10 protein-coding genes, 1 tRNA gene and 1 pseudogene are annotated in these 12319 nt (G+C 60.2%); 6 read left to right on the top strand and 6 right to left on the bottom strand.

Annotated elements, in window-relative coordinates:
• Positions 1-138 precede the first annotated feature (138 nt).
• Positions 139-301: pseudogene (locus tag C2E16_RS21070) on the top strand (integrase); the annotation flags it as partial.
• Between the two features lie 14 nt (positions 302-315).
• Here C2E16_RS21070 and C2E16_RS05100 read toward each other — a convergent pair.
• The 3 genes from C2E16_RS05100 to proB form a co-directional block, all read right to left on the bottom strand.
• Positions 316-391: transfer RNA gene (locus C2E16_RS05100), tRNA-Thr, on the bottom strand.
• Positions 392-564: 173 nt separating this feature from the next.
• Positions 565-1818 carry a glutamate-5-semialdehyde dehydrogenase gene (gene proA, locus C2E16_RS05095; RefSeq protein WP_084970299.1) on the bottom strand — a complete coding sequence of 418 codons (1254 nt, stop codon included), beginning with the start codon at positions 1816-1818 and terminating at the stop codon, positions 565-567.
• 10 nt (positions 1819-1828) lie between these two features.
• Positions 1829-2932, bottom strand: coding sequence for a glutamate 5-kinase (gene proB, locus C2E16_RS05090; RefSeq protein WP_084970298.1), 1104 nt, complete (start codon positions 2930-2932; stop codon positions 1829-1831).
• Between the two features lie 244 nt (positions 2933-3176).
• On the opposite strand from proB, the gene C2E16_RS05085 reads away from it, so the two are divergent.
• Positions 3177-4286: a porin gene (locus C2E16_RS05085; protein ID WP_084970297.1), complete on the top strand. Its 1110-nt coding sequence runs from the start codon at positions 3177-3179 to the stop codon at positions 4284-4286.
• Between the two features lie 128 nt (positions 4287-4414).
• Here C2E16_RS05085 and crl read toward each other — a convergent pair whose 3' ends face one another.
• From crl to gpt, 3 genes are all read right to left on the bottom strand, one after another.
• A complete protein-coding gene (crl, locus tag C2E16_RS05080; RefSeq protein WP_038627892.1) occupies positions 4415-4816 on the bottom strand; it encodes a sigma factor-binding protein Crl in 402 nt (133 codons plus the stop codon).
• 60 nt (positions 4817-4876) lie between these two features.
• Complete coding sequence (gene frsA / locus C2E16_RS05075; RefSeq protein ID WP_038627893.1) at positions 4877-6121, bottom strand: esterase FrsA; 1245 nt, start codon at positions 6119-6121, stop codon at positions 4877-4879.
• Positions 6122-6242: 121 nt separating this feature from the next.
• A complete protein-coding gene (gene gpt, locus C2E16_RS05070; RefSeq protein ID WP_038627895.1) occupies positions 6243-6701 on the bottom strand; it encodes a xanthine phosphoribosyltransferase in 459 nt (152 codons plus the stop codon).
• Between the two features lie 253 nt (positions 6702-6954).
• On the opposite strand from gpt, the gene pepD reads away from it, so the two are divergent.
• From pepD to C2E16_RS05050, 4 genes are all read left to right on the top strand, one after another.
• Positions 6955-8412 carry a beta-Ala-His dipeptidase gene (gene pepD / locus C2E16_RS05065; protein ID WP_038627897.1) on the top strand — a complete coding sequence of 486 codons (1458 nt, stop codon included), beginning with the start codon at positions 6955-6957 and terminating at the stop codon, positions 8410-8412.
• A 294-nt stretch (positions 8413-8706) separates the two neighbouring features.
• Positions 8707-10212 (top strand): sugar ABC transporter ATP-binding protein, encoded by a 1506-nt coding sequence (locus tag C2E16_RS05060; protein ID WP_104951434.1) that lies wholly within the window; start codon positions 8707-8709, stop codon positions 10210-10212.
• Positions 10209-11207, top strand: coding sequence for an ABC transporter permease (locus C2E16_RS05055; protein WP_084971008.1), 999 nt, complete (start codon positions 10209-10211; stop codon positions 11205-11207). Before C2E16_RS05060 ends, C2E16_RS05055 begins: the two co-directional genes overlap by 4 nt.
• A 25-nt stretch (positions 11208-11232) precedes the next feature.
• Positions 11233-12303 (top strand): sugar ABC transporter substrate-binding protein, encoded by a 1071-nt coding sequence (locus C2E16_RS05050; protein WP_084971012.1) that lies wholly within the window; start codon positions 11233-11235, stop codon positions 12301-12303.
• Positions 12304-12319: the final 16 nt, after the last annotated feature.

Raw genomic sequence — 12319 nt, 5'->3', positions numbered from 1 at the left:
GATTAGGGATATCTTTCATACTGTCTTTCCCTCTGTATTTACCTATACGTTCTGGCCTCTGGTAATAAGACTTTACCACGCTGCAGAGCCTGGAAAACAGCATCATGAAGCCGCAGAAGACAGCAGAAACGTCCGGGCCGGTCCACAGGAGGATGGGGAAACGCTGGAAATAGTTCAGAGATACGCTCATCTCTCAGCCAGCCACTTGAGTGAACACGCGAGCAAAATCGGCACCATTCTGAACCGTCATGGCACAAATATGGCACAAGAGGAAAACGTGATTTATATAAATGGCCGATAAGTGCTTGATTTAACTGGTGCCGGTAATAGGAGTCGAACCTACGACCTTCGCATTACGAATGCGCTGCTCTACCAACTGAGCTATACCGGCTTTGGGAAGGGATGCTACGGGCTGTAACGTTAAAAAAAAGCGGCGCCTGAGTCAAGAGGCGCCGCATCGGATGCTGCTTTTGTCGCCAGCGGGCGGTTTTTCATCTGAGAACAAGCCAGCGCTACAGCCGCTCCGCTACACACTTAGCCAACCACAAGCCGTTGTCCTGCCCGTTACGCCCGGATGGTATCGTCGCCGTAGCCAATCCACTTATAGGTTGTGAGCGCCTCCAGCCCCATCGGGCCGCGCGCGTGCAGCTTCTGTGTGCTGACCGCCACTTCCGCGCCCAGACCGAACTGGCCGCCGTCGGTGAAGCGGGTGCTGGCGTTGACATAGACCGCCGAGGAATCCACCTGTCGGACAAACCGATCGGCGGCGCGCGTGTCGCGCGTCAGAATCGCGTCGGAATGCTGGGTGCCATGCTCGCGGATATGCGCAATCGCCTCATCCATATCGGCGACGACGCGCACGTTCAAATCGAGCGACAGCCATTCGTCGTCATACTGCTCCGCCTTCACCGCTTCCACCTCGGCTGGCCCCTGCTGCAACAGCGGCAGGGAGCGTTCGTCTGCGTGCAGCTTAACGCCCTCCTGCGCCATACGCTGACTCAGCGCCGGCAGAAAAGCGTCGGCGACGGCGGCGTTGATCAGCAGCGTCTCGACCGAGTTGCAGGCGCTGGGACGCTGTTTTTTCGCGTTGACGATGACGTTCAGCGCCGCTTCCGGCTCAAAGTCGGCGTCGATATAGATATGGCAAACGCCGATGCCGCCGGTGATCACCGGAATGGTCGACTGCTCGCGGCACAGCTTGTGCAGCCCCGCCCCGCCGCGCGGAATCAGCATATCCACATAGCGATCCAGCTTCAGCAGCTGGTTCACCAGCTCGCGATCCGGGCTTTCAATCGCCTGCACCGCGCCAGCGGGCAGGCCGTGCTGCGCCAGCGCGGACTGAATCACGCGCACCGTGGCGCCGTTGGTGCGGTATGTCTCTTTACCGCCGCGCAGAATCACGGCGTTGCCGGTTTTCAGGCAGAGCGACGCCACGTCCACCGTCACGTTGGGGCGCGCTTCATAAATAACGCCGACCACGCCCAGCGGCACGCGGCGGCGTTCAATACGCAGCCCGCTGTCCAGCTGGCCACCGTCGATCAGTTGGCCGACCGGATCGGCCAGGCGGCATACCTGGCGCACATCATCGGCGATGCCCTTCAGGCGCGCCGGGTTCAGCATCAGACGGTCCAGCAGCGCCTCGCTCAGGCCGTTACCGCGCGCATCTGCCAGATCCTGCTCATTGGCCGCGAGGATAGCCGCGCTCTGCGCTTCCAGCTGGTCGGCGATGGTCATCAGAACGCGGTTTTTCTCCGCGGTGGTCAGCGTGGCGAGCTGATATGAGGCCGCTTTGGCCGCCTTGCCCATTTCTTCCAGCATTCATGCCCCCTTAGCTGACAATCATGTCGTCACGGTGCATCGCAACCGGACCATATTCATATCCCAGGATATCACTGATTTCCTGGCTGTGATGACCGGCAATCATGCGCAGCGCATCGCTGTTATAACGTGACACGCCGTGGGCGATATCGCGGCCCAGCAGGCTGCGAATGCGGATCACTTCGCCACGGGAGAAGTTGCCGCTTACCTCGCGAATGCCCTTTGGCAGCAGCGAACTGCCGCGCTCCAGCACCGCCGACAGCGCGCCGTCGTCGATCACGATCTCGCCCGCAGGCGGCGCGCCGAAAATCCAGCGCTTGCGCATCTCCAGCGGCGACTGCTGCGCATGGAAACGGGTGCCGACCGGCTTGCCCTCCGTCACGTCGCCAATCACGCCCGGACGGCTGCCCGCGGCGATAATCACATCGATGCCGGCGCGGCAGGCGACGTCCGCCGCCTGGAGCTTGGTGCTCATGCCGCCGGTGCCCAGCCCGGAGACGCTGTCGCCGGCGATGGTGCGCAGCGCGTCATCGATGGCGTGAACGTCGCTGATCAGCTCCGCCTGCGGATTGCTGCGCGGATCGGCGGTAAACAGCCCTTGCTGATCGGTCAGCAGCAGCAGCTTATCGGCGCCCGCCAGGATCGCCGCCAGCGCCGATAAATTATCATTGTCGCCGACTTTGATCTCCGCCGTCGCCACCGCGTCGTTCTCGTTGATCACCGGCACGATATTGTTATCCAGCAGCGCGCGCAGCGTATCGCGCGCGTTCAGGAAGCGTTCGCGATCTTCCATATCCGCGCGCGTCAGCAGCATCTGCCCGATATTGATGCCGTAGATGGAGAACAGCTGTTCCCACAGTTGGATCAAACGGCTCTGCCCCACCGCAGCCAGCAGCTGCTTTGAGGCGATGGTAGGCGGCAGTTCCGGGTAGCCCAGGTGTTCACGTCCGGCGGCCATGGCGCCGGAGGTCACGATCACAATTCGATGGCCCGCCGCGTGCAGCTGCGCGCACTGACGAACTAACTCCACAATATGTGCCCGATTTAACCGACGCGATCCGCCGGTCAGCACGCTGGTCCCCAGTTTGACCACCAGGGTCTGACTGCCGCTCATGTTTTCCTGCCGTAGTAAAAATGTCTTTGAAGGGACGTTTTATCAGGAGTCAGGATGGAAGCCAACCGTCAGCGCAGGAAAAGCGTGGAAAATTGCCGACAGCGGTGTAGACCAAAAGTTCGCCCTTCACAAGAAAAGCGGAAAAGCTTCATAAAACATTCACACAATCCCGGTAAAAACGTTCCTGTTTTTTACAAGAAGTCTCAAAACTTTTTATTTTTTTACTCATCGGGATAGATAACAAATGAAAAAGAACGCACTGGCACTGCTGATCTCCGCACTGGCTCTGAGCTCCGCCGCCCAGGCCGCCGAAGTGTACAACAAAGACGGCAACAAGCTGGATTTCTACGGCAAACTGAAAGCAATGCGCTACATCAGCGATGCGGAAACCAACGCCAGCAACAACGCTGACAAGTCCTACGTGCGTATCGGCTTCAAAGGCCAGACCCAGATTAACGAACTGCTGACCGGCTATGGCCAGTGGGAATATCAGTACAACCTCAACAACCCGGAAAGCGACTCCAACGTCGGCAACAAAACCCGTCTGGGCTTCGCCGGTATTAAAGCGGGCGGCTACGGCTCATTCGATTACGGCCGCAACTACGGTCTGATTTACGACGTGGAAGCGATCACCGATATGATGCCGGAGTTCGGCGCCACCGCCTATACTTCCGCCGATGTCTACATGCTGACCCGCACCAACGGCGTCGCCACCTACCGCAACACCAACTTCTTCGGTCTGGTGGAAGGCCTGGACTTCGCTCTGCAATATCAGGGGAAAAACGAAAGCTCTACGCGCAGCGACGGCGTCTCTAACGGCGACGGCATGGCGGCCTCTCTTTCTTATAAAATCATCGACGGCCTGAGCATCAAAGGCGCGGTCTCCTCCTCCAACCGTACGCTGGATCAGAAGAACAGCGACTTCGGCGGCGGCGAGAAAGCGGAAGCCTGGGCGACCGGCCTGAAGTATGACGATAACGGCGTCTACCTGGCGGCCACCTGGGCGGAAACGCGCAATATGAACCCGATCAGCGGCACCGCACAGGTTGGCGGTGAAGATGTCAGCGTCAGCGGCTACGCCAACAAGCTGCAAAACCTCGAGCTGGTGGCGCAGTATCAGTTTGATTTCGGCCTGCGTCCTTCTCTGGCCTACGTGCAGACTAAAGTAAAAGATATCGAAGGCGGCGTGGGCGATGCGGATTACTACAAGTTTGCTGACGTCGGTGCGACTTACTACTTCAACAAAAACATGTCAGCCTTCGTTGATTATAAAATCAACCTGCTGGATGACAACAACACGCTGAACCGCAACACCGACGATATCGTGGCGATCGGCATGACCTACCAGTTCTGATGCGCGGCGGCGCGCGGTCAGCGGCCTGAATCCACCCGGATTGCTGCAACAGGACGCTGGTCGCTCGCCATCTTGCAGGATAAAAAAAGGGCAGGCGATTCGCCTGCCCTTTTCTGTTCGTCGCGCGATCAGGCGGTGAGTTTCACCGGCTGCTCGCTGGCGCCTTCCGCCGGTCGCAGTCCCAGCTCCAGCTCGGCCAGGGTAGCTTTCAGTCGTTCATGGAAATTACGCAGCGTCTCTTCCAGCTTTTCTTCGTTCTCTTTGCCTTTGATTGCGCATGGCTTCCATTCGCCATCCTTATCGTGCAGACCAAAGTAGTACTGATAGGTAAAGTGGTCGGATTGTGCGTCCAACTCCAGCCACCATCCCCAAAATTCACGATTTTCCGGTGCAGGCTTAACATTAACGCAAACGGCCAGGCAGTCGAAAAAGAAACGCCCATCTTCGCATTTGTTCTCGCGGATATAGGGGCCCAGCGCGGTAAAACGTTTAATTAACCGGCTTCTGGGATGTCCATTCGGTAACGTCATGGTTTACACCTCCTTAAATGAGCTAACAGTTTTAGCAAACTGAGGCGAAATAGCAACTTATCACTTCAACTGTTGCAGCAGCCAGTCGCAGGTCGTTTGCAAGGCGCGATCGAAGTTATTCAGCACCGGCGAGAAGCCGATTGGCAGCAGCTTGCCGCTGGCCGAGGAGTTGACGATCAGCCGCGCATCCTCTTCCGGGCTCCAGGGATCGTTCTGCCAGTAGCCCGCCAACATCGGCGTCGGCGTACGGCGGCCCAGCAGCCCCTGGGTTTTCAGCGAATAGCGGTTCAGCTCGGCGCTGAGCGTCTCATCGGTGGCGTGCGCCATGCCGAGACGACTGGCCAGCACGTCGATATACATATCGGGCACATGCGTCTGCTGAGCGGGATTCGCCAGCAGCGCATGCACGATCGGCCCCAGCGTGGCGACGCCGCGCAGCCGCTGCGCCTCCAGAAAGGCCAGCCGCACCGCTACGTTCGCGCCGAAGCGATAGCCCAGCGCCGCCACGCGCGTATGATCGACCCACGGCACCGTGTCCAGCCCGCGCAGCACCTGCTGATGCAGGAAGCTGGTGTCCTGCGTCAGCTTCCATTTAGAGGAAAAGCCGACCGACGGCATATCGATGGTCAACATCGCGATGCCGCGCGGCGCCAGATAATCATGGAACAGGCGATAGTTATCGATTTGCAGACTGTCGAGACTGCCGCACAGCAGCACCGTAGGATAAGGCGCGCTGACGCCAGGCGGCATATGCAGGAAACCGGTGATAGCGCTGCCGCCCTGAACAGAAAAGGTCAGTTCTTTCAGCTCCCCGTCCAGGCGCAGCGTCGCCTCCTCATAGGCGCGGCTGGCCAGGATCTGCGCCTGCTCCGCCAGCTCGTCGCCTTTAATGTGCGGCCAGGCGGCCAGGCTGTAGAGATTCACCGCATGCAGCCAGTGCTGGCCCGCCTCCGGCGTATCGCCCGCCTCCTGCGCTTTCTGCTGCCAGAACGCCGCCTGTTTGCTCCACTCGTAAATCCAGTTGCCGCCGCGATAGCCGATCACCGTATCCAGCCACGCCTCGCTGGTGCGCTCCGCGCGGCTGGCGGCGATGCGCGCCAGTACCTCGCCGATTTCCAGCGGCGAAAGCCCGCGCCAGCTCCAGAGCAGCCGGTTCAGCATACGATACCAGCCGGTGTGGCTTTCGCCCTCCAGCGTGGAGTGCAGGGTCGCGGTCAGATGGTGGCGCTGGCGCACCAGCGAGGAAGTTTCAGGATGTTTGAAGCGGGGTTTAAACAGCTCTTCGCTGAGATTTTTTGCTGACATGATGTAGCCCTTTTCCCACGGCGCGATGATGACACCAGAGTTTACGTCACCGATCAGAGAGGCGCGACCCGCAGAAACGACAACGCCCGGCTTAACCGGGCGCTGTTTTGATGCAGGTCAATCAGCGATTGACGATCGGCGGAATAAAGGCCACGCCCATATCCCACGGCTGTTCGATCCAGGTGTTCTGCGGAATGTCCACCACGTAGTCGTCCACCAGCGGCGCGCCGGCCGGCTTAGCGAAGATAGTGACGAAACGCGCTTTCGGATACATTTCGCGGATCGCCTGCGCGGTGCCGCCGGTATCCACCAGGTCGTCAATCACGATAAAGCCTTCGCCGTCGCCTTCCGCGCGCTTCAGCACGTTCATTTCGCGCTGATGGTCATGGTCATAGCTGGAGATGCAGACCGTATCGACGTAGCGGATAGAGAGTTCGCGCGCCAGCAGCGCGGCCGGTACCAGGCCACCGCGGCTAACCGCAATAATGCCTTTCCACTGTTCGACAGGAAGCAGGCGCTGAGCCAGTTTACGGGCATGAATCTGCAGCATGTCCCAGGTGACGACGTATTTTTCGCTCATAAAAGGAATCCCGGCCAATCGAATTGGCTTAAAAAATGTGCAATGGGAAAAGGTTGCGCGGCATTATAAGGATCTGACGCGCTAAAAACCAGCACCGGATTGCGCGGTTGCCGCATTTTAACGCGCCTGACTGCACAGCGGACAATAAAGGATGTTATTCTCCCTGCATCACGTCAGATTCGCTGACGGCGATCGATTACCGAAAATTTTGCAACGGAGCGCAGCCGCGCGCCGATGACACAGGAGACCTGTCGTGTCTGAATTGTCTCAACTCTCTCCCCAGCCGCTGTGGGATATTTTCGCCAAAATCTGCTCCATCCCTCATCCCTCTTTCCATGAAGAAGCGCTGGCGCAACATATTATCTCCTGGTCACAGGAGAAAGGCTTCTGGTGCGAACGCGACCAGGTCGGCAATATCCTTATCCGTAAACCGGCCACGCCGGGTATGGAAAACCGTAAGCCGGTGGCGCTGCAGGCGCACCTGGATATGGTGCCGCAAAAAAATAACGACACCGTGCATGACTTCGCCAAAGACCCGATTCAGCCTTATATCGACGGCGAGTGGGTTAAAGCGCGCGGCACCACGCTGGGCGCGGACAACGGCATCGGTATGGCCTCGGCGCTGGCGGTGCTGGCTGATGACAGCGTGCAGCACGGTCCGCTGGAAGTGCTGCTGACCATGACGGAAGAGACCGGTATGGACGGCGCGTTCGGTTTACAGCCGAACTGGTTGCAGTCGGAAATTCTGATCAACACCGATTCCGAAGAAGAAGGCGAGATTTACATGGGCTGCGCCGGCGGCATCGATTTTACCGCGACGCTGCCGTTGCAGCGCGAAGCGGTGCCGGCCGGTTATGAGCATCTGCGTCTGACGCTGAAGGGGCTGAAAGGCGGCCACTCCGGCGCGGAGATCCATCTCGGCCTGGGCAATGCCAACAAGCTACTGGCGCGCTTCCTTGCCGCGCACGCGCGCGATTTCGATCTGCGTCTGGTTGATTTCAACGGCGGCACGCTGCGCAACGCCATCCCGCGCGAGGCGTTCGTCACCTTTGCGCTGCCGACGGCGAAAATCGACGCGCTGAAATCTGCGGCGATGGGTTACCTGGCGACGCTGCAAAACGAGCTGGGCATGATTGAGAAAAACATCGCGCTGCAAACCGAGCCGGTTGCAGGCGATGCGCTGGCGCTGACCGCTGAAAGCCGCGACCGCTTTATCGCCCTGCTGAACAGCACGCCGAACGGCGTGATCCGCAACTCCGACGTAGCGAAAGGCGTGGTGGAAACCTCCCTGAACGTAGGCGTGGTGACCATGAGCGAGCAGGAAGCGAAAATCAACTGCCTGATCCGCTCATTGATCGACAGCGGTAAAGAGTATGTGGTTGAAATGCTGACTTCGCTGAGCGAGCTGGCTGGCGCGCAAACCCTGGTGAAAGGCAGCTATCCCGGCTGGCAGCCGGACGCCAGCTCGCCGGTCATGGCGCTGGTGCGTGAAACCTATCAGCGTTTGTTCAATAAGACGCCGAACATTCAGGTGATCCACGCCGGTCTGGAGTGCGGCCTGTTCAAGAAGCCTTACCCGGATATGGATATGGTCTCTATCGGCCCCACCATTACCGGCCCGCACTCGCCGGATGAGCAGGTGCATATCGGCAGCGTCGGCCTTTACTGGCAGCTGCTGACGGAACTGCTGAAGGCGATTCCGGCGAAGTAATTCGCGTTAACATGCTACAGGCTTCGTTTGCTGAAAGGTCAGACTCCGGTCTGGCCTTTTTTTATTCCCATTTCGCCCCGCGTCAACCCAGCATAAAGCACCCCCTTTTCGCCGCAGCGCTGGCGCATTCCGCTATCGCCTCAGCGATTCACCGCCGCTTCCCCTGATATGTCTGGATGTCTGGATGGCTAATAACGTTTCGTGTTAGCTTATGCGCTTTCGGTTGTTGCCAGTTTGTAGCCGCCATTAAAAAATGTGGCAAAACATTTGTTTAATTTATTCGGGAGACCCTACATGGCCGCGTTGAATTGCCTGGAGATGCGTCACATCTCCCTCTCCTTTAGCGGCTTCGCCGCGCTCAGCCAGGTGGATTTTCAGCTGGAAGGCGGCTCGGTGCATGCGCTGACCGGCGCCAACGGCGCGGGAAAATCAACGCTGATGGCAGTGCTGGCTGGCGCGCATGCCGACTATCAGGGCGAGATCCTGCTCGACGGCCAGCCGGTGACGCTGCGTTCGCCGCGCGACGCGAAGCGCCTCGGCATTCATCTGGTGCAGCAGGAGGTGGACGTGGCGCTGGTGCCGCAGCTCAGCGTGGCGGAGAACATCATGCTGGATCGGCTGTCGGAGCCGGGCCTGCGCTATCGCTGGAGTGAGATGCGGCGTCAGGCGCGCGAACTGCTGGCGCAGCTGGAGTCGCCGCTGCCGGTCAACCGGCTGGTAGAGCGCTGCACCCTGGCGGAGAAGCAGCAAATTCTGCTGGCGCGCGCCCTCTCCCATCACTGTCGCTTCCTGATCCTCGACGAGCCGACCGCGCCGCTCGATCGGCACGAAAGCGAACGCCTGTTTCGCGTGGTGCGGCGCTTACAACAGAACGGCATCGGCGTGGTGTTTATCTCTCACCGCATTCAGGAGCTGAAAACCATCTGCGACCGCATGACGGTGCTGCGCGACGGGCATCTGGTGAGTAGCGAGTCGATGCAGGCGCTGAACGCAGAGCAGATCGTCGAAAAAATGCTGGGGCACCGGCTGGATGATATCTATCCGCCGCGCCGCAGCCTGCCGCCGGGAGACACGGTGCTGGAAATCAGCGGGCTGCATGACGATCGGCTGCTACAGGATATCGCGCTGACGCTGCGCCGGGGCGAAGTATTAGGCATCGCCGGGCTGGCGGGCGCGGGCAAAAGCGAGCTGTGCAAGGCGCTGTTCGGCGCCACCCGCAGCCGCGTCGCCAGCGGTCGCCTGCACGGCGCGCCCTGGCGGCCGCGCAGCCCGCACGACGCCGTCGCGCGCGGAGTGGCGCTGGTGCCGGAGGAGCGGCGGCGCGAGGGGATCTTTATTGATGAATCGGTGGCGATGAACCTGAGCGTCACCGCCGACGACAGCTTCTCCCGCTGGGGCATTTACGGCCATCGCCAGGCGTGGCGCTGGGCGCAGCAGATTATCGCGCGGCTGGGCATCCGCACGCGCGGGCCGCAGCAGCCGTTGCGCCGTCTCTCAGGCGGCAACCAGCAGAAAGTCGCCATCGGCAAATGGCTGCGTAACGACGCGAAGGTGCTGATTTTCGATGAGCCGACCAAAGGCGTCGATATCAAAGCCAAAACCGACCTGTTCAACCTGATCGACGGCCTGGCACGCGAAGGCAAAGCGATTATCTACGCCTCCGGCGAGTTTTCCGAGCTGGTTGGCCTGTGCGACCGCATCTGCGTGCTGTGGGACGGCCGCATCGTCGCCGAGCTGGAGGCCAGCGCCACTGATGAAGAGACCCTGTTACTTTATTCCACCGGAGGAACCCCTGCGTGAGCAGCAAAGATCTGACCCTGACGCCGCGTCCGTCGCTGCGCCACCAGCTGTTTGAATTTTTGTATAAGTGGGGAATGGTGCTGACGGTGATCCTGCTGATCGCCGCCTTCGGCCTCGCCTCAGACAGCTTTCTCGACCCGAACAATATCATCAACATTCTGCGATCTATCGCCATCGTAACGGTGATCGCCGTCGGCGTGTCGATCTCGCTGACGGTGGGCGGCTTCGACCTCTCGGTCGGCTCCACCGCCTCGCTGGCGAACGCGCTGGTGATTTCGCTGTTCGTCTGGTACGGCTTCAGCACGACTGAGGCGATCGTGGTGACACTGCTGCTCTGTACGCTGGTGGGGCTGTTTAACAGCCTGCTGATCGTGGTGCTGCGCATTCCTGACATGCTGGCGACGCTGGCGACGCTGTTTGTGGTGCAGGGCGTGGCGATGACGTACAGCTACGGCGGCTCGATTACCGAGAATATGGTGCTGCCGAGCGGCGATATGGCGGAAGGCGCGATCCCCGCCGCATTCGGCCTGCTCGGCCAGGTGCCGACCATCGTGATTATTATGCTGGCGGTGACGCTGGCGGCGCAGCTGGCGCTGTCGCTGACCAAACATGGCCGCCGCATGTACGCGCTGGGCGGCAACGCCGAAGCGGCGCGTCTCTCCGGCATCCGCACCGTGCGCTACCGCGTGCTGGCCTACGTGCTGGCGTCGCTGCTGGCCGGGCTGGGCGGCATTCTGCTGGCGTCGCGCATCGGCTCTTCGCAGGTCAACGCAGGCGGCGGCTATCTGATGGATGCCGTGGCGGCCGCCTGGATCGGCTTCTCGCTGGCGGGCGCGGGCAAACCCAACGCGCTCGGCACACTGTTAGGCGCGGTGATCCTCGGCGTGCTGCAAAACGGGCTGGTGATGCTGTCGGTGCCCTATTACGCCATGGACATTATTAAAGGGCTGGTGCTGGCGTTGGCGCTGGCGATGACCTACTTCCCGCGCCGCTAAGGCGCTTTTGACAGGGTAAATAATGATGAAATCTTTCGCACTCTCTTTGATCGCCGTCGGCCTGCTGAGCGTGGCGCCGACGTTCGCCGCCACGCCCGCTCCGGTGCCGACGGCCATCGCCGACCATGACGGCCCCATCCGCATTGCGGTGATCCGCAACCTCGGCTCCGACGACAACACGACCCAGTTCGTCGCCGGGGCGATTCAGCAGGGACGTAAGCTCGGCTTTAAGGTCAGCACTTTCCTCAGCAACGGCGACGACGCGCGCTTCCAGGATTTCGTCAATCAGGCCATCGGCCAGAAATATGACGGCATTCTGCTGTCGCACGGCAAAGCGCCCTACGCCACCGCGCTGGTGAAGCGCATCGCCGACGCTGGCATCAAGGTGGCGGTTTTCGATACCCCGGTTGACGCCGCTATTCCCGGCGTGACGGTAAGCGCGCAGGACGACGCCTCGCTGGCGGCGCTGTCGCTGGGTCAGTTGATCAAAGATTTCAACGGCAAGGCCAATATCGTCAAGCTATGGGTAGCGGGCTTTCCGCCGATGGAGCGCCGACAGGTGGTTTATGAAAAGCTGCTGAAGGAAAATCCCGGCATTCGTCAGCTGGAATCGATCGGCGCCGTCTCTTCCGACGTGCAGGGCGACACCGCCAATAAGATCGGCGCGATACTGGCGAAATATCCGAAAGGCCAGATCGATGCCATCTGGGGCGCGTGGGACGCCTTCAGCCAGGGCGCTTACAAAGCGCTACAGGAGAATGGCCGTACCGAAATTAAGCTCTACAGCATCGACGTTTCCAATCAGGATTTACAGCTGATGCGTCAGCCAGGCAGCCCGTGGAAACAGACGGTGGCGGTAGACAGCAAGCTGATCGGCGCGGTGAATATGCGTCTGCTGGCGCAGAAGATCGCTGGCGAACCCACGCCCGCCAGCTATCAGTTTAAAGCCTCAGCGATTGACCAGGCGGCGCTAAACGGCCAGCAGAGCGCGGTAAACGTGGCGACGCTGAATAAAATTCTTCCCGGCTGGGGCGAAAGCAATGATTTTGTCGCCCCCTGGTTCGCCACGCTGGAGGCAAAGTACGGGAAAAAGTGATGCAGAAAACCGGCCG

The sequence above is a fragment of the Mixta calida genome, assembly GCF_002953215.1.
Lineage (GTDB): Bacteria > Pseudomonadota > Gammaproteobacteria > Enterobacterales > Enterobacteriaceae > Mixta > Mixta calida.
Note: the sequence above shows the minus strand (reverse complement) of the source record. Positions and strands in the feature narration are given on the sequence as shown.

Coding starts and splice junctions, on each gene's coding strand:
- C2E16_RS05050 (WP_084971012.1), top strand. CDS start 11,233: ATGAAATCTTTCGCACTCTCTTTGATCGCCGTCGGCCTGCTGAGCGTG.
- crl (WP_038627892.1), bottom strand. CDS start 4,816: ATGACGTTACCGAATGGACATCCCAGAAGCCGGTTAATTAAACGTTTT.
- frsA (WP_038627893.1), bottom strand. CDS start 6,121: ATGTCAGCAAAAAATCTCAGCGAAGAGCTGTTTAAACCCCGCTTCAAA.
- proA (WP_084970299.1), bottom strand. CDS start 1,818: ATGCTGGAAGAAATGGGCAAGGCGGCCAAAGCGGCCTCATATCAGCTC.
- C2E16_RS05085 (WP_084970297.1), top strand. CDS start 3,177: ATGAAAAAGAACGCACTGGCACTGCTGATCTCCGCACTGGCTCTGAGC.
- gpt (WP_038627895.1), bottom strand. CDS start 6,701: ATGAGCGAAAAATACGTCGTCACCTGGGACATGCTGCAGATTCATGCC.
- C2E16_RS05060 (WP_104951434.1), top strand. CDS start 8,707: ATGGCCGCGTTGAATTGCCTGGAGATGCGTCACATCTCCCTCTCCTTT.
- proB (WP_084970298.1), bottom strand. CDS start 2,932: ATGAGCGGCAGTCAGACCCTGGTGGTCAAACTGGGGACCAGCGTGCTG.